Source organism: Pseudoxanthomonas sp. UC19_8, assembly GCF_042700505.1.
Lineage (GTDB): Bacteria > Pseudomonadota > Gammaproteobacteria > Xanthomonadales > Xanthomonadaceae > Pseudoxanthomonas_A > Pseudoxanthomonas_A winnipegensis.
The window spans coordinates 3,365,584-3,382,356 of sequence record NZ_CP170559.1; the positions used below are offsets into that span (position 1 = coordinate 3,365,584).

Consider the following 16,773-nt stretch of genomic DNA (forward strand, 5'->3'; position numbering starts at 1 on the left):
CACGGGTCCGCCCGGCACCGCCCGGCGCGCGCCGGCCCGGGCAGGGACGGCGGCGGCCGGCTAGAATGCCCGACCCCCATGTCCACGCCCCTGCCCCTGCAGCTGATCGACAGCGCGCCGCCGGCCACGCCGGCCAGCGCCGATGCGCGCGCGCGCCGCGAGCAGACCAAGCTGGCCAAGCGCCTGCGCCGCCAGGTCGGCCAGGCCATCGCCGACTACGCGATGATCGAGGCCGGCGACAAGGTGATGGTGTGCCTGTCCGGCGGCAAGGACAGCTACACCCTGCTGGACATCCTGCTGCAGCTGCAGCGCAAGGCGCCGGTGCCCTTCGAGCTGGTCGCGGTCAACCTGGACCAGAAGCAGCCGGGCTTCCCGGAGCACGTACTTCCGGCCTACCTGAAAGACCTGGGGGTGCCCTTCCACATCATCGAGCAGGACACCTACTCGGTGGTCACGCGCGTGGTGCCCGACGGCAAGACCCTGTGCTCGCTATGCTCGCGCATGCGCCGCGGCGCGCTCTACGCCTACGCGGCCGAGCACGGCTTCACCAAGATCGCCCTGGGCCATCACCGCGACGACATGGTGGCCACGTTCTTCATGAACCTGTTCCACCATGCCAAGCTCTCCGGCATGCCGCCCAAGCTGCTGTCCGACGATGGCCGCCACGTGGTGATCCGCCCGCTGGCCTATGTGCGCGAGGCCGACATCGTCGACTACGCGCAACGCAGGGCGTTCCCGATCATTCCCTGCAACCTGTGCGGCAGCCAGGAGAACCTGCAGCGCCGCCAGGTCGGCAACATGCTTAAGGCCTGGGAAAGGAACACCCCGGCCGGATCGAGCAGATCGCCCGCGCGATGGGCGATATCCGGCCCTCGCAGCTGGCCGATGCCAAGCTGTTCGACTTCGCCGCCCTGGGCCATGCCGAGGGCGCCGTGCAGCCCGATGCCCACGCCTGGCTGCGCGGCGAGACGCCCGGGCTGGACTGATGGCGGTGCGTGGGCTGAACAACGCATCGCGCCCGCTGGTCGCGCTGTCGGCGTTGGCCGTGCTGGCCGGCTGCGCGCGCGCCGGCGCCGATGCGCCCGTGGCCGCGCCCGAGACCTCCACGCCGACCCCGACCCTGGCCGCGCCGGCGGCGAGCGCCCGCCAGGCGGCCCAGCGCCAGGCCAAGATCGAGCAGGCCCTGGCCGGCCAGCAGTATCTGGACGATCCGGCCGGGCAATGGGCGATCAGCGCCACGGCCAGCTCGACCTATGCCACCGCCCTGGCCGGCCACGACGGGCGCTGGACGCCCGAGGCGGCCACCGGCGCGCCCGACGCCGAAAGCGTGCGTTATCCCGAGAAGGGCTGGGCGCCCGAGCAGGCCACGGGCAAGCGCCGCGCGCCGGAATGGCTGGAGCTGCGCTACGACACCGCCGTGTCGGCCAGCGCGGTGCGCGTGCGCCAGGTCGGGCTGCCCGGCCGCCTGCGCCGGATCGAACTGATCGATCAGACCGGCGCGCGCCACGTGGTCTGGAACGGCCCGGACCGCACGCCGCGCGACGCCCAGCAGATCACCTGGTTCCAGGCGCGCTTCGCGCCCACGCCCTACCAGACCCGCGCCGTGCGCCTGACCGTGACGCCCGGCGCGCCGACCGGCTCGATCGACGCGGTGCAGCTGGTCGGCACCCATCCCTGAAGAATCTTTTCGGCACCGCCGCCGCACCGACGTGTCAAGGCTGTCGGCGCGGTCCGCAGCGGTGATAATCCCCGATCCCTTTCGCCGCGCTGTCCGCCGCTTCCAGCGCGCCGCGCGCCCCATCCGGTCCCCCGCATGTTCTTTCGCAATCTCACCCTGTTCCGCTTCCCCACCTCGCTGGATTTCTCCGAACTCGACGCCCAGGTCGCCCAGGCCCCGCTCAAGCCGGTCGGCCCGCTGGAGATGAACTCGCGTGGCTTCATCAATCCCTTCGGCCGCTCGGAGGACGTCGCCACCCATCGCGCCGACGACGCGATCTGGGTCAGCGTCGGCGGCGAGGACAAGCTGCTGCCCGGCGCGGTGGTCAACGACCTGCTGGCGCGCAAGCTGGACGAGATCGAGGCCAAGGAGGGGCGCCGCCCCGGCGGCAAGACCCGCAAGCGGCTCAAGGACGACCTGCTGCACGAGCTGCTGCCGCGCGCCTTCGTCAAACCCTCGCGCACCGATGCACTGATCGACGCGCGCTCGGGCTTCATCGCCGTGGACGCGTCCTCGCGCAAGAGCGCGGAGAACGTGGTGTCCGAGCTGCGCGGGGTGATGGGCAGCTTCCCGGCCATGCCGATCAACGCCGAGATCGCGCCGCGCGCGATCCTCACCGGCTGGATCGCCGGCGAGCCCCTGCCCGAAGGCCTGAGCCTGGGCGAGGAATGCGAGATGAAGGACCCCATCGACGGCGGCGCGGTGGTGAAGTGCCAGAAGCAGGAACTGCGCAGCGAGGAAGTCGACAAGCACCTGGAGGCCGGCAAGCAGGTCACCAAGCTGGCGCTCAACCTCGACGACCACGTGTCCTTCGTCCTGGGCGAGGACCTGATCATCCGCAAGCTCAAGTTCCTCGATGGCGCGGTCGATCAGCTGGACGACAACATCGACGACCTGCGCGCCGAGCTGGACGCGCGCTTCGCGCTGATGAGCGCCGAGGTGCGGCGCCTGTTCTTCATCCTGGAAGGCGCGCTGAAGTTCAGCAAGGTGGAGTAGCGCCGCTGCGCGCGGGCGGTCCAATACCCGTCACGCGCGTCCGTACAATGCCCCCATGCTGCTGCGCCGGCTCATCGCCAAACCCACCCGCACCGTCGAGCGCGACACCGTCCTGTACCCGGCGGCCGACGGCGGCGCCCCGCTGCAGATCCAGCGCGTGCGCGATCCGCGCGCGCGTCGCATCCGCCTCAGCGTGGACGAACGCGGCGCGCGCCTGACCCTGCCGCTGCGCGCCAGCCTCATCGCCGGCGATCGCTTCCTCGACCTGCATCGCGACTGGCTCTACGAGCAGCTGGCCCGCAGCGTGCAGGCCTGCGAGGTGCAGCCGCTGCAGCCGGGCCAGAGTACGCACCTGCCGCTGCGCGGCGCGCTGATCCCGCTGCACTGGCAGCCCGGCCGCTACGCGCGCCTGGAGCTGCGCGAGGACGGCCTGCACGTGCAATGGCCGGCGCGCGGCTCGCAGGCCACCCTGGCGCGCGCGCTGCGCGAGTTCTACGAGGCCCAGGCGCGCAGCGACGTGGCGCGCTGGATGCCGCGCCACCTGCCCGGCCTGCCGCGCGCGCCGACGCGGCTGCGGCTGAAGATCATGTCCTCGCAGTGGGGCTCGCTGAGCCCGGACGGCACGATGGCGCTGGACCTGTCGCTGGTGCTGGCCCGGCCGAGCGCGTTCGAGTACGTGCTGGTCCACGAGCTGTGCCACCTGGCCCAGGCCAACCACTCGCAGGCGTTCTGGGACGAGGTCGAACGCCGTTTCCCCGACTGGCGCGCCGAGCGCGCCTACTTCCACCAGGAAGGCCGCGCCCTCAAGGCGCAGCTGCGCGCCTTGCTGCAGCCCTGAAGCAACAGGCACCCGGGTGTGATGTGGTCGGGAGCCGTCATGGCGGCCCCACCCTGTAGATCGGAGCTTGCTCCGCTGCGTTTCGGACGGACCTTCGGGAAGGCCCAGCGGAGCGAGCTCCGCTCTACAAGGAGGCTGCAACGCGATTGGGAGACGGTGGCTGCCACCTACCCGGCTCAATCGCTGGCGAGGATGTCGCCGATCAACGCCGCCACGGCGGCGGGTTCGTCCATGTGCACATGGTGGTGGCCGGGCAGCACGAAGGTCTGGCCGTGGCGCAGGCGCGCGGCGCGCTGGCTGCGGATCGGCTCGGGGAAGTAGGGCTGGGCGGGCGTGGCCAGGATCACCCGCGTCGGGCAGTCGATCGATTCGACGATGGCATCGACCTGGGCATGCGTGGCGCGATACAGCGAGGGCAGCATCAGGCGCGGATCGCTGCTCCAGACCCAGCCGGCGTCGACCGCGCGCACGCCGCGCTCGACCAGCAGGGTCGCGCTGGCCTGGCTCAGTCCGTTGGCCTGCATGCGCGCGCGCACCGGCGCGTCCAGCGATGCGAACACGCGCAGCGGCCGTCGCGCGGGCTGGCGCGCCCGCTCGATGGCATCGCGCAGGCGGCTGCCGGCCTCGGCCGCGTCCTCGGCCAGTCCGCCCAGCGCCTCGATGCAGACCAGCGCACGCACGCGCCGCGGACAGGCCGCGGCGATCAGGCTGGAGATCCCGGCCCCCATCGAATGTCCGAGCAGCGCGAAGCGCGCCCAGCCCAGCGCATCGGCCGCGTCGAGCACGGCGTTGATCGCCACGAACGGCGAATACTCCACGCCCGGCGGCAGGTGCGGACTGTGGCCATGGCCGGGCAGGTCCAGCGCGAGCACGTCCAGCGGCTGCGGCAGATGCGAGAACAACGGCAGCCAGCTGGCCGCGTTGTCCAGCCAGCCGTGCAGGGCGATGACCTTGGGCCCGTGCGGATCGCCGCCGCGCAGCGCGGCCAGCGCACCGACCTGGGTCGGCACCGTGACCGGGCGCAGGCTCATGCCCGCATCGGCCCGAACTGACGCTCCAGCATCGCCACCAGCGCGCGCGCATGGGCGGGCGCGTCGTTGAGGCAGGGGATATAGCGCAGCGTGCCGCCGGCGTGGGCGAAGCCCTCGGCGAACTGCATGCCCACTTCCTCCAGCGTCTCCAGGCAGTCCACGGCGAAGCCCGGGCAGACCACGTCGACCTGGGTCACTCCGCGCGCGGCCAGGGCGGCCAGTTCGGTATCGGTGGCCGGCTCCAGCCAGCGTTCGCGGCCGAAGCGCGACTGGTAGGTCAGCGTCCACTCCCCCTCGCCCAGACCCAGCGCCTGGGCGATCAGCGCGGCGCTGCGCTCGCAGCGCTGCGGATAGGGATCGCCGTTGTTGGCCACGCGCTGGGGCAGGCCGTGGAAGGAGAACAGCAGATGCGCGCCGGCGCCGTGGCGCGCGCGCCAGTGCGCGATCGACTCGGCCACCGCGGCGATCCAGTCCGGATCGTCCGAATAGTCCTCGACCCACTGCAGCCGCGCGTCCGGCGCGGCCGGATTCACCGCGCGCGCCACGTCCTGCATCGAGGCGGTGGTGGTGGTCGAGTACTGCGGATACAGCGGCAGCATCCGCACCAGCCCGCCTTCGTCCCGGGCCTGCTGCAGCAGCGCGCGCAGCGAGGGCTCGCCGTAGCGCATGGCCGGCACGACGCGCCAGTGCGGCAGCAGGGCCTGCACCTGCGCGGCCAGGCCGGTGGTGTACACCGCCAGCGGCGAGCCGCCTTCCAGCCAGACCTTGGCGTACTTCTCGGCCGACTTGGGTCCGCGCAGCGGCAGGATCACCCCGCGCAGCAGCGGCTGCCACAGCAGGCGCGGAATGGCGACCACGCGCGGATCGCTGAGGAACTCGGCCAGATAGCGGCGCACCGCCGGCGCGGTCGGCGCGGTCGGCGTGCCCAGATTGGCCAGCACCAGGGTGCCGGCGATGGCGGAGGACGAGGAGGAGGCGGCCTGGCCCATGGCCGTGGCGAGGGGGGCGTCGGACATGGGCGGCATGATGACAGATGCCGCGCGGGCTCATGGCCGATTCACTCGCCGCTCACTAGGCTCGCGGCGTTGCATGGCGGCCGATGGCATCGTCGGCGCGCGCTGCGTTGTCCTGCCACTTCCCCCCGGAGCCTCCCGCATGCCCCTGTCCCGTTTCGCGCCGCGTCGCCTCGCCCGCCTGGGCGTGCTGCTGCTGGCCAGCCTCGCCGCCACGCAGGCCTTCGCCGGCACCGAACAGGACGACCGCGCCGTCAACGCCACGCGCGTGCTGACCGACATCCAGCGCATCCCCGAGGAGTCCATCCCCGACAAGCTGCTGGACGAGGGCAAGGCGATCATCGTCATCCCCGATTCGCTCAAGGTCGGCCTGCTGTTCGGCGGGCGCAGCGGCCACGGCCTGATGTCGGTGAAGAATCCCGACGGCACCTGGTCGCAGCCGGTGTTCGTCAAGCTCACCGGCGGCAGCGTCGGCTTCCAGGCCGGCGTGCAGTCCTCGGACATCGTGCTGGTGTTCCGCAACGACCGCTCGCTCAACAACATCGTCAACGGCAAGGTGACCCTGGGCGCCGACGCCGGCGTGGCCGCCGGCCCGGTCGGGCGCAACGCCTCGGCCGCCACCGACGGCCAGCTCAAGGCCGAGATCTGGTCCTGGTCGCGCGCCCGCGGCCTGTTCGCCGGCATCGCGCTGGACGGCGCCGTGCTGTCCATCGACGACGATGCCAACGTGGCCGCCTACGGGCCGGGCGCCACGCCGCGCGCGATCTTCGAGGGGCGCACCGCTCACCCCTCCGCGCAGGTGGTGGGCTTCCGCGACGAGCTGGAGGAAGCCACCGCCGCCGCCCGCGCCGCCCGTGGCGGCGACGCGCGCCCGGTGGTGACCACCGGCACGCCCAGCGCGCCGCCGGCCGCGCCGGCCTATCCCGAGGCGCAGACCGCGCCGATCGGCGCCGGCCAGCCGGCCCAGCCGCAGCCCGCGCAGCCGCAGCCGGCGCCGCAGCAGGGCTTCCAGCCGGTGGGCGAAGGTGAAATCCGCACCGAACAGCTGAACTGAACGCACAGGACCGGCACGCGGCACCGCGCTTGCGGTCGCCGCGGTCAGCGCAAGCGCGCGCGGCGTAGGCTATCCTGACTGTCCACTTCTACCCGGCGGGTCCGACATGGGCGGTTTGAGCATCTGGCACTGGATCATCGTGTTGGCCATCGTGCTGCTGGTGTTCGGCACCAAGCGGCTGACCAGCGGCGCCAAGGACCTGGGCAGCGCGGTGAAGGAATTCAAGAAGGGCATGCGCGACGACGAGGACAAGCCGGTCGCGCGCCTGTCCGACGAGGCGCGTGGCGCCGACGAGGCCGCCGCCAAGGAGCGCGAGCGCGAACGCAGCGGCGACGCCCGCTGATCGCAGGCGTGGTCGTGCTGGCCCCCTGCCCGCGCCGGCCCGGCGGACGCTGAGGGCCGCGTCATGTTCGAGATCGGCTTTCCCGAACTCATCGTCATCGCCGTGGTCGCCCTGGTGGTGCTAGGCCCCGAGCGCCTGCCCAAGGCGGCGCGCTTCGCCGGGCTGTGGGTGCGCCGGGCGCGCAACCAGTGGGACTCGGTCAAGCAGGAACTGGAGCGCGAGCTGGCCGCCGAGGAGCTCAAGCGCAATCTGCACGAGGCCCAGGAGGCCCTGCGCCGCACCGAGGAACAGGCCCGCCGCGGCGGCGCCCAGGCGCAGCAGCAGTTCGACGAGCTGCGCACCGCGGTGAAGGACGCCGGCACCGATCACGGCGCCGCGGCGAACGCCGACACCGCCGCCGACGTGGCCGCCGCCTCCGCGCCGCATGCGTCCGTGGAATCCACCGCCGCCGAGTCGACCGCCGCCGAACCCGCCGCATCCGAGCCAGGCCATGAACGCCCCCGTGCCTGACCGTTCCGAGCACGAGGCCGAAAGCAGCCTGATGGAGCACCTGCTCGAGCTGCGCACGCGCCTGATCCGGGGCCTGGCCGGCGTGGCGCTGGTGCTGGTGATCGCCATGCCCTTCGCCAAGCGCATCTTCGAGCACCTTGCGCGCCCCCTGCTCTCGCAGCTGCCGGTCGATCAGGCCGCCAAGATGATCGCCGCCGACCCGACCTCGGGCTTCTTCGCGCCGATCAAGCTGGCCTTCTACCTGGCCCTGTTCGTGTCCTCGCCGTGGCTGATCTACCAGGCCTGGTGCTTCGTGGCGCCGGGCCTGTACCGGCACGAGAAGCGCCTGGCGGTGCCGCTGCTGGTGTCCTCGATCGCCCTGTTCTTCGCCGGCTGCGCCTTCGCCTACTTCGCCGTGCTGCCGGCGGTGTTCCATGCGCTGACGCTGTTCACCCCCGACGTGGTCACCCTGGCGCCGGACCCGGCCAAGTACCTGGACTTCGTGGTGGTGATCTTCCTGGCCTTCGGCCTGAGCTTCGAGCTGCCGGTGGCGATGGTGATCGTGGTGGCGGTGGGGCTGGTCACCCCGCAGCAGCTCAAAGAATCGCGCGGCTACGCCATCGTCGGCGTCTTCATCATCGCGGCGATCATCACCCCGCCCGACGTGGTCTCCCAGCTGATGCTGGCCCTGCCGATGTGCCTGCTCTACGAGCTCGGCATCCTCGCCTGCCGCTGGGTCCTCCCCCGCAAAGCCGCGCAAGCCTGACGCGGCGTTGCCCCCCCCTGTGGGAGCAACGCTCTCCCCAAGTCCCGCAGCGGCCCGCCTGTGTAGAGCGGAGCTTGCTCCGCTGCTCTTCGTTCGGTTCGTCGGGAAGGCCCCAGCGGAGCAAGCTCCGCTCTACAGGAGACGGTTGCTCCCACGTGGGTCGCACCCGGCCGATGACCCCGCTGAGGATGGATCAGGACTTCTTGCGCGCCGAAGCCGCTTAGCGCAACGCCTGCGGCAGCGGGCCGGCGGGCGGTGGCCGCGCCTAGCGAGGCAGGATGCCGAGCGCCCGAATCAGGGCAGGATGCCCTGATTGAGGGACAAGCGGCCACCGCCCGCCGGACCGCTGCCCTTCCGAAGCCAAGAACGCCCACACATCGCGATCCCTCAGGCGAGAGAAAAACCCGCTTGGAGGAACGTCAGGCCGCGAAGGTCGAAGGCGGCGGCAGCGGCTCGGTCGGCGCGACGGCGCCAGGCTGGCCCAGCAGCTGGCTCCAGGCGCTGGTCACGCAGCCGGCCAGCAGCGGCAGCATCACGCCCATCAGCAGCACATTGGTCAGCAGGATGCCCAGCAGCTGCCCGGCGACCATGGCCACGGCCAGGCCCAGCAGCTGCACCACGATTAGCAGCGGCACCAGCACGATCACCAGCAGCAGGTAGAACACCACCACCGCCGGCAGATTGTGCAGACAGGCGCGCAGGCTGTTGAACATCGCCTCCATGCCACGGCGCTGGCCGAACAGCACGTCCGGCACCGCCACGAACACCAGCAGGCTGGCCACCAGGCCGCCGGCGATCAGCAGCAGCAGCCACAGCAGCAGGCGCCCGGCCGGCAGCTGCGCCACCATGGCCGGATCGGGCTCGCCGCCGCTGGCGGCCTGCTGCTCGAGATGGCCGATGACCTCCTGCAGCTTCTGCACGCCCTCGGTGCCCAACAGCGCCATCAGCAGCAGGCCGGCGGCGATGGCCAGCAGCACCTGCGGCAGCAGCGTGGCCACCAGGCTGGAGATGCGGCCGGAGCGGAACCCGCCGAACAGGTCGCCCGGCACCACCGGCTGCGCGCCGGCCACCTTGCGCGCCGCGCCGACCATGCCGGCGAACAGCACCGGCGAGGCCAGCCCCAGCAGCAGCTGCAGGAACAGCCCCGGCACCGTGGCCAGCGCCATGACCTGGGCCACCAGCAGCGACAGCAGCGCCCACAGCGCGCCCAGCGCCCCCAGCTGCAGCGGCGCGCGCTTGAGCGCGGCCAGCCCGTCCAGCAGCCATTGCGCGCCGGCGCTCGCGGGCACCTTGTTGATCATCGACATCGAGACACTTCCGAATGAACGCAGGGGGGAGGACAGGAAAGGCCCGGCGCGCCTGGCCGGGTCAGCGGGCGCGGGCCTGACGCGCGTGGCGCACGAACCGCCGCAACAGTGTGCGCGCCTGCGGCGCGGCCGTCACCTCGCGGTGGATGCGCACCGGGCACTGGCCGGTGCTGCGCAGGTGCTCGGCGCGGGCGACCACGTAGCCGCGCATGTGGTGGGTGGCGAACTCGGGGTGGAACTGCACGCCCCAGGCGCGCTCGCCCCAGCGGAAGGCCTGGCAGCCGTCGCGCTGCGAACGCGCCAGCACCGTGGCCCCTTCCGGCGCGCGCAGCACCGTCTGCACATGGCTGGTGTGGGCCATGAAGCCCTCGGGCAGGTGCGCGAACAGCGGGTCCTGCGCGGCCGGCGGATGCAGGTCGATGCGCACCGTGCCCGACTCGCGCCCGGCCGGGTTGTAGGCCACCTCGCCGCCCAGCGCGTGGGCCAGCAGCTGGTGGCCGTAGCAGATGCCCAGCAGCGGCTGGCCCTCGTGCGCGGCCTGGCGCAGCCAGCCGGCCGCGCGCTCGCTCCACTCAGCGCGGTCGGTGACCATGGCCGAGGAGCCGGAGACGATGATCCCGGCGAAGTCGCCATGCGCGGGCAGCGTGTCGCCGCGCTCGACATTGGCCACCACCGCCTCGTCGGCCTCCAGGCCGGCGGCGACGCGGATCCAGTGGGAGAACCCGCCGTGGCGCTTGAGACTGCGCAGCGGCTGGCCGGTTTCGACGATCAGGAAGGGCGGGTTCATTCCCGAGGGGGCAGGACGGAGACGACTTCCTCGATTGTCGTCAGACCGCGCGCCACCATGTCAAGGCCCGCGTCGCGCAGCGTGCGCATGCCCTGGATGCGCGCGGCGCGGGTGAAGGCGGCCAGATCCATGTCGGCGCGGATCATCGCCCGCAGCTGCGGGGTCAGCGGCATCAGCTCGTACAGGCCCACGCGGCCCATGTAGCCGGTGCGGCGGCATTCCAGGCAGCCGACCGGGGCGTTGGGCGCGGCGTCCTCGGGCACCTGGCGGCCGGTCTCCAGCAGCGCGTCCCAGGCGTGGGCCGGCAGCGTGGTGGGCTGGCGGCAGTGCGGGCACAGGGTGCGCACCAGGCGCTGGGCCAGCACGCCGCTCAGGGTCGAGGCGACCAGGTAGTGCGCCACGCCCAGGTCCAGCAGGCGGGTGATGGCCGAAGGCGCGTCGTTGGTATGCAGGGTGGACAGCACCAGGTGGCCGGTCAGCGAGGCCTGCACCGCCATCTGCGCGGTCTCCAGGTCGCGGATCTCGCCGATCATGATGATGTCCGGGTCCTGGCGCAGCAGGGTGCGCACGCCGGAGGCGAAGTCCAGGTCGATGTTGTTCTGGACCTGCATCTGGTTGAACTCGGGCGAGATCATCTCGATGGGGTCTTCGACCGTGCACACGTTGACGTCGGCGGTGGCCAGCTTGCGCAACGTCGAATACAGCGTGGTGGTCTTGCCCGAGCCGGTCGGGCCGGTCACCAGCACGATGCCGTGCGGCGCCTCGACCAGCGCGTTCCAGCCGGCGGCCTCGGTCGGGCTGAAGCCCAGCTCGGCGATCGGCTTGAACGCGGTGTCCGGGTCGAAGATGCGCATCACGCACTTCTCGCCGAAGGCGGTGGGCATGGTCGACAGGCGCATCTCCACCTCGCGCCCGCCGGGCGAGCGGGTCTTGATGCGGCCGTCCTGCGGGCGGCGGCGTTCGGCCAGGTCCATCCGGCCGAGCACCTTGATGCGCGAGACCACCGCGGTCATCACCGGCGGCGGCAGCTCGAACACCTTGTGCAGCACCCCGTCGATGCGGAAGCGGATGCGGCCCAGCTCGCGGCGCGGCTCCAGGTGGATGTCCGAGGCGCGTTGCTCGTAGGCGTACTGCAGCATCCAGTCGACGATCTGCACCACGTGGTGATCGTCGGCGCCGACCTCGCCGCTCTGGCCCAGGTCGACCAGCTGCTCGAAGCTGGGCATGGACGCGTTCTGCTCGCGATCGCGCTGGTCCTTGGCGCCGCGCACCGAGCGCGTCACGCCGAAGAACTCCATCGTGTAGCGGTGCAGGTCCAGCGGATTGACCAGCGCCAGCTCGATGTGGCGCCGGGTCAGGTGGGTCAGGTCGGGCTTCCAGCTCAGGTCCAGCGGCTCGCTGGTGGCCATCAGCACGCGGTCGTGCTCGACCGCCAGCGGCAGGATGCGGTGGCGGCGCGCATAGGCCTGGCTGACCACGGCGGTGACGCTGGCCACGTCCACCCGGGTCGGGTCGATGCGCAGGTAGCGCACCTCCACGCGGCGGGCCAGCCATTCGGTCAGGCGCTCCAGGCTCAGCTCGCCCCCGGCGGCCGCGGCCAGCTTGAGGTTGGCCAGCAGCACCAGCGGGTGCACCTCGCTGGCGCTGCGCGCGCCGGCGGCGGACATCTGGATGCGGCCGCGGTCGGCCTCGGCGACCAGGCCGTCGGCCAGCACCGCGCGGGCGACCTGGGCGAAGTCCAGCCGGCCCGACCCGAGCACCGTGGACTCCGGCGAGAAATCGGCCCTGCGCTGGGTCTGTTCCATTGCGGCATCGGCCCCCTGGCCGTGTCCATGCGGCCAGAAGCGGTCGCATCACGCCCGTATACTAGCCCACCCCTTTTTCCGCCCTTCGCCGCATGACTGTCACGACGGCCACACCCATCACCTTCCAGGGCCTGATCCAGACCCTCAACCAGTTCTGGGCGGCGCAAGGCTGCGTGCTGATCCAGCCGCTGGACCTGGAAGTCGGCGCGGGCACCTTCCACCCGGCCACCTTCCTGCGCGCGCTCGGCCCCGAGCCGTGGAACGCGGCCTACGTGCAGCCCTCGCGCCGCCCCACCGACGGCCGCTACGGCGAGAACCCCAACCGCCTGCAGCGCTACTACCAGTACCAGGTGGCGATGAAGCCCAACCCGGACAACCTGCAGCAGCTGTATCTGGATTCGCTCAAGGCGCTGGGCATCGACCCGCTGGTGCACGACCTGCGCTTCGTCGAGGACAACTGGGAATCGCCCACGCTCGGTGCCTGGGGCCTGGGCTGGGAAGTGTGGTTGAACGGCATGGAAGTCACCCAGTTCACCTACTTCCAGCAGGCCGGTGGCCTGGAATGCCGCCCGGTGCTGGGCGAGATCACCTACGGGCTCGAGCGCCTGTGCATGTACCTGCAGGACTGCGACAACGTCTACGACCTGGTGTGGACCTACGGCCCGGACGGCACGCCGGTGACCTATGGCGATGTCTACCACCAGAACGAGGTCGAGCAGAGCGCGTACAACTTCGAGCATGCCGACGTGGCCGAGCTGTTCCACCGCTTCGACGCCTGCGAGCGCGAGGCGGTCAAGCTGGTCGAGGCCGGTCTGCCGCTGCCCGCCTACGAGCAGGTGACCAAGGCCAGCCACAGCTTCAACCTGCTCGACGCGCGCCGCGCCATCAGCGTGACCGAGCGCCAGCGCTACATCCTGCGCGTGCGCGCCCTGGCCCAGGCCGTGGCCAAGGCGTACTACGCGCAGCGCGAGAAGCTCGGCTTCCCGGGGCTCAAGCGCGCCGCGCACGAGGCGGCGGCATGATCCTGATCGGCATGTTCGACTCGCCGTTCGTGCGCCGCGTGGCGGTGAGCATGGACGTGCTGGGCATGCCCTTCGAGCATCGCGACTGGTCCACCGGACGCGATGCCGACAGGATCCGCGCCTACAACCCGCTGGGCCGCGTGCCGACGCTGGTGCTGGACGATGAAGCGGTGCTGTTCGAATCGTCCGCGGTGCTGGATCACTTGGACCAGACCGTCGGCGCCGAACGCGCACTGCTGCCCGCCGCCGGCGCGGAACGTCGCCAGGCGCTGCAGCTGATCGCGCTGGCCACAGGCGTGGCCGACAAGGCGGTGACGATGGTGTACGAGCGCGTATTCCGCCCCGAGGACAAGCGTCATGGCCCTTGGCTCGCGCGCTGCCAGACCCAGGTGGAACACGCACTGGCGGCGCTGGAGACGCACTGCACCGCGCGCGCAGGCCACGACTGGCTGATCGGCGAGCGCATGACCCAGGCCGACATCACCCTGGCCTGCTGCTGCAGCTTCGCAGCCGAGGCGGTGCCGTTCGATCTGTCTCCGTATCCGGCCGTGCAGGCGCGCGTGGCCCGCTACGAGGCGCTGCCGGTGCTCAAGAAGTTCCACGTGGCCTTCGACGCACCGACGTGACGTGCATTGAGCCCCTCTCCCCCCGGGAGAGGGGTTGGGGTGAGGGCCGGCGGAGTCTGCAGCGCTCGGACTTCACCGACTCCGCCCAACCCTCATCCGCCCCTTCGGGGCACCTTCTCCCGAGGGGAGAAGGGAACAGCAAGGTTTCCTGACATGAGCGAACAACTTCCCCTCCTGATCGAACTGGGCACCGAGGAGCTGCCGGTCAAGGCGCTGCCGGGGCTGGCCGATGCGCTGTTCGACGGCATCAAGGCCGGGCTGGAAAAGCGCGGCGTGGCGGTGGACGCGCGCGAGGCGCGGCCGCTGTTCACCCCGCGCCGGCTGGCGGTGCTGCTGCCCGGCGTGGCGGTGGAGCAGCCCGAGCAGGCCAGCGAGGTGTTCGGCCCGTACGTGAACATCGCCCTGGACGCCGACGGTCAGCCGACCAAGGCGCTGAGCGGTTTCGCGGCCAAGGCCGGCGTGGACTGGACCCAGCTCGAGCGCACCACCGATGCCAAGGGCGAGCGCTTCGTGCTGCGCGCCACGCGCGCCGGCGCGCGCACCGCCGACCTGCTGCCCGAGGTGATCGCCGAGGCCGTGGCCGCCATGCCGATCCCCAAGCCGATGCGCTGGGGCGACCACGACTATGCCTTCGCCCGGCCGGTGCAGTGGCTGGTGGCGCTGCTGGGCGAGCAGGTCATCGACACCACGCTGATGGGCGTGGCCGCCGGCCGCGAGAGCCGCGGGCATCGCTTCGAGCACGACGCGCCAGTGTCGATCGTCGCGCCGGGCGACTATGTGGCCGCGCTGGAGGCCGCGCGCGTGCTGGTCGACCCGCAGCAGCGCCGCGCCCGCATCATCGAACAGGTCCAGGCCGCCGCGCGCAGCGTCGATGGCGACGCGCGCGTCACCGACGACAACCTGGAACAGGTCGTGTGCCTGACCGAGTGGCCGAACGCGGTCGCCTGCAGTTTCGAACCCGCCTTCCTGGCCGTGCCGCAGGAAGCGCTGATCGAGACGATGGAGATCAACCAGAAGTTCTTCCCGGTGCTGCGCGACGGCGTGCTGACCGAGCACTTCATCGGCATCGCCAACATCGCCTCGCGCGATCCGGCGCAGGTGCGCGCCGGCTACGAGCGCGTGATCCGCCCGCGCTTCGCCGATGCCAAGTTCTTCTTCGACGAGGACCTCAAGCAGGGCCTGGTGGCGATGGGCGGCGGCCTTGCGACCGTCACCTACCAGGCCAAGCTGGGCACGGTGGCCGACAAGGTCGCGCGCGTGGCCGCGCTGGCGCAGGCCATCGCCCCGCAGGTCGGCGCCGACGCCGCGCTGGCCCGGCGCGCGGCCGAGCTGTCCAAGAACGATCTGCAGTCGCGCATGGTCGGCGAGTTCCCCGAGCTGCAGGGCATCGCCGGGCGCCACTACGCGCTGGCGGCCGGCGAACCGCAGGAGGTCGCGCTGGCCATCGACGAGGGCTACCAGCCGCGCTTCGCGGGCGACGACATCGCGCTCTCGCCGCTGGGCAAGGTGCTGGCCATCGCCGAGCGCCTGGACACGCTGGCCGGCGGCTTCGCCGCGGGCCTCAAGCCGACCGGCAACAAGGATCCCTTCGCGCTGCGCCGCAATGCGCTGGGGCTGGCGCGGACGATCATCGAGAGTGGGTTTGATCTGGATCTGAAATCGCTGCTGGACACCGCGCTGGAAGCCGTCGCCTTCGCGAAAACGCAGCAGAAGGACAAGAACGCTCAGAAGGCAGCCGAGCAGGCGAAGGCGGCCGGCGTTGAGGCGAAGGCTGTGCCCAATGCCGGCGGCACGACGCATGCGGACGTGATCGAGCTCTACGACTTCATCCTCGACCGCCTGAAGGGCTACTACGCCGACAAGGGCGTGCCGACCACGCAGTTCAACGCGGTGGCCGAGCTCAAGCCGGCCTCGCTGTACGACTTCGACCGCCGCATCGAGGCCATCGGCACCTTCGCCGCGCTGCCCGAGGCCGCCGCGCTGGCCGCGGCCAACAAGCGCATCGGCAACATCCTCAAGAAGGCCCAGGCCGAGGGCGTGCAGATCCCCGATCACCTGGATCGCGGCCTGATCGAACACCCGGCCGAGGCCGCGCTGGCCGAGGCCGTGCAGGCCGCGATCGGCGACACCGACACCGCCCTGCATCAGCACGACTACGTCGCGGTGCTGGCGCGCCTGGCGCTGCTGCGCGAGCAGGTGGACAGCTTCTTCGACATGGTGATGGTCAACGCCGAGAACCCGGCCGTGCGCGGCAATCGCCTGGCCCTGCTGCATCGGCTGCATGCGCGCTTCGGCAAGGTGGCCGATATCGCGCAGCTTTCGGCCTGAGGACGGCCCGGGAGGCCCGCTGGTCCCGCGCAGTCGGACACAGCGGGCTTAGGCTTTTCCAGGCGAAAGGCGCTGGGTTCCCGCGTTCGCGGGAACGACGGTGGGGCGTCTCGCGCCGCCTTCGGGACGCAACGCCGTCATGGCGCCTTAACCCGGCGCAGGACGGCGGTTGGGTATGCTTTCCCCATGCGCGTCCTTTACTCGCTTGCCCTCGCCGCCGCGTTGTCTCTGTCTCCGGCGCTGGCGTGGGCGGCGGCCATCGTCGACCAGGTCCAGATCAAGGGCCTGAACGAGGACGATGAGACCCAGGCCGCGATGGCCGAGAACATCCGCGTGGCCCTGACGCTGAACGACGCGCTGGGCAAGCGCCTGGGCGAGGCGCGGCTGGAATATCTGCTGGAGCAGACCAAGGACGAGGCCGCCCACGCGCTGGAACCCTTCGGCTACTACGGGCCGACCATCACCGTGACCACGACCCGCCTGGATGCCAGCCAGGCCGCGCGCGTGGAGCGGCAGAAGAAGACCGGCGGCAAGGACAAGGACGACGATGAGGATGACGACGACGATCGCGACACCGCGCCGCAGCCCAGCGCCCAGGTGCAGCGCGACGCCAGTGACGCCGACGGCAAGGTGACCACCTCGGTGGCCCCG

Annotated in this window: 15 protein-coding genes and 2 pseudogenes; 12 read left to right on the forward strand and 5 right to left on the reverse strand. The window is 71.5% G+C overall.

Annotated elements, in window-relative coordinates; translation table 11 throughout:
* The first annotated feature begins 78 nt into the window (after nucleotides 1-78).
* The 4 genes and pseudogenes from ttcA to ACFJIT_RS14945 all read left to right on the forward strand — a co-directional run bounded on the left by ttcA (nucleotide 79) and on the right by ACFJIT_RS14945 (nucleotide 3,551).
* Nucleotides 79-986: pseudogene (gene ttcA, locus ACFJIT_RS14930) on the forward strand (tRNA 2-thiocytidine(32) synthetase TtcA).
* Nucleotides 987-991: 5 nt separating this feature from the next.
* Nucleotides 992-1,678 carry a hypothetical protein gene (locus ACFJIT_RS14935; RefSeq protein WP_379654087.1) on the forward strand — a complete coding sequence of 229 codons (687 nt, stop codon included), beginning with the start codon at nucleotides 992-994 and terminating at the stop codon, nucleotides 1,676-1,678.
* 135 nt (nucleotides 1,679-1,813) lie between these two features.
* Nucleotides 1,814-2,713, forward strand: coding sequence for a recombination-associated protein RdgC (locus ACFJIT_RS14940; RefSeq protein ID WP_130534929.1), 900 nt, complete (start codon nucleotides 1,814-1,816; stop codon nucleotides 2,711-2,713).
* A gap of 55 nt (nucleotides 2,714-2,768) precedes the next feature.
* Nucleotides 2,769-3,551, forward strand: coding sequence for a M48 family metallopeptidase (locus ACFJIT_RS14945; protein ID WP_379654088.1), 783 nt, complete (start codon nucleotides 2,769-2,771; stop codon nucleotides 3,549-3,551).
* 176 nt (nucleotides 3,552-3,727) lie between these two features.
* Here ACFJIT_RS14945 and ACFJIT_RS14950 read toward each other — a convergent pair whose 3' ends face one another.
* Nucleotides 3,728-4,582, reverse strand: coding sequence for an alpha/beta fold hydrolase (locus tag ACFJIT_RS14950; protein WP_379654089.1), 855 nt, complete (start codon nucleotides 4,580-4,582; stop codon nucleotides 3,728-3,730).
* Nucleotides 4,579-5,571 carry a ferrochelatase gene (gene hemH / locus ACFJIT_RS14955; protein ID WP_130534996.1) on the reverse strand — a complete coding sequence of 331 codons (993 nt, stop codon included), beginning with the start codon at nucleotides 5,569-5,571 and terminating at the stop codon, nucleotides 4,579-4,581. Before hemH ends, ACFJIT_RS14950 begins: the two co-directional genes overlap by 4 nt.
* 166 nt (nucleotides 5,572-5,737) lie before the next feature.
* On the opposite strand from hemH, the gene ACFJIT_RS14960 reads away from it, so the two are divergent.
* The 4 genes from ACFJIT_RS14960 (at nucleotide 5,738) to tatC (ending at nucleotide 8,247) form a co-directional block, all read left to right on the forward strand.
* Complete coding sequence (locus ACFJIT_RS14960) at nucleotides 5,738-6,649, forward strand: lipid-binding SYLF domain-containing protein (RefSeq protein ID WP_130514839.1); 912 nt, start codon at nucleotides 5,738-5,740, stop codon at nucleotides 6,647-6,649.
* A 106-nt stretch (nucleotides 6,650-6,755) separates the two neighbouring features.
* Complete coding sequence (gene tatA, locus ACFJIT_RS14965; RefSeq protein ID WP_130514837.1) at nucleotides 6,756-6,992, forward strand: Sec-independent protein translocase subunit TatA; 237 nt, start codon at nucleotides 6,756-6,758, stop codon at nucleotides 6,990-6,992.
* Between the two features lie 63 nt (nucleotides 6,993-7,055).
* Nucleotides 7,056-7,502 (forward strand): Sec-independent protein translocase protein TatB, encoded by a 447-nt coding sequence (tatB, locus tag ACFJIT_RS14970; protein ID WP_379654090.1) that lies wholly within the window; start codon nucleotides 7,056-7,058, stop codon nucleotides 7,500-7,502.
* On the forward strand, nucleotides 7,483-8,247 hold the full coding sequence (gene tatC / locus ACFJIT_RS14975) for a twin-arginine translocase subunit TatC (protein WP_130523913.1): 765 nt from the start codon (nucleotides 7,483-7,485) through the stop codon (nucleotides 8,245-8,247). The genes tatB and tatC overlap by 20 nt, the downstream gene beginning before the upstream one ends.
* 419 nt (nucleotides 8,248-8,666) lie before the next feature.
* On the opposite strand, the gene ACFJIT_RS14980 is transcribed toward tatC, so the two are convergent.
* The 3 genes from ACFJIT_RS14980 to ACFJIT_RS14990 form a co-directional block, all read right to left on the reverse strand.
* A complete protein-coding gene (locus ACFJIT_RS14980) occupies nucleotides 8,667-9,554 on the reverse strand; it encodes a BPSS1780 family membrane protein (protein ID WP_130514829.1) in 888 nt (295 codons plus the stop codon).
* A gap of 61 nt (nucleotides 9,555-9,615) precedes the next feature.
* Nucleotides 9,616-10,341: a glutamine amidotransferase gene (locus ACFJIT_RS14985; protein WP_379654091.1), complete on the reverse strand. Its 726-nt coding sequence runs from the start codon at nucleotides 10,339-10,341 to the stop codon at nucleotides 9,616-9,618.
* Nucleotides 10,338-12,146, reverse strand: a complete 1,809-nt coding sequence (locus ACFJIT_RS14990) for a GspE/PulE family protein (RefSeq protein WP_130514825.1) — start codon at nucleotides 12,144-12,146, stop codon at nucleotides 10,338-10,340. Before ACFJIT_RS14990 ends, ACFJIT_RS14985 begins: the two co-directional genes overlap by 4 nt.
* 92 nt (nucleotides 12,147-12,238) lie before the next feature.
* On the opposite strand from ACFJIT_RS14990, the gene glyQ reads away from it, so the two are divergent.
* The 4 genes and pseudogenes from glyQ to ACFJIT_RS15010 all read left to right on the forward strand — a co-directional run.
* On the forward strand, nucleotides 12,239-13,168 hold the full coding sequence (gene glyQ, locus ACFJIT_RS14995) for a glycine--tRNA ligase subunit alpha (protein ID WP_130530262.1): 930 nt from the start codon (nucleotides 12,239-12,241) through the stop codon (nucleotides 13,166-13,168).
* Complete coding sequence (locus ACFJIT_RS15000) at nucleotides 13,165-13,794, forward strand: glutathione S-transferase family protein (protein ID WP_130534923.1); 630 nt, start codon at nucleotides 13,165-13,167, stop codon at nucleotides 13,792-13,794. Before glyQ ends, ACFJIT_RS15000 begins: the two co-directional genes overlap by 4 nt.
* A gap of 153 nt (nucleotides 13,795-13,947) precedes the next feature.
* A complete protein-coding gene (gene glyS, locus ACFJIT_RS15005; RefSeq protein WP_379654092.1) occupies nucleotides 13,948-16,122 on the forward strand; it encodes a glycine--tRNA ligase subunit beta in 2,175 nt (724 codons plus the stop codon).
* Nucleotides 16,123-16,308: 186 nt separating this feature from the next.
* Nucleotides 16,309-16,596 (forward strand): annotated as a pseudogene (locus tag ACFJIT_RS15010) (POTRA domain-containing protein); the annotation flags it as partial.
* Between the last annotated feature and the right edge of the window lie 177 nt (nucleotides 16,597-16,773).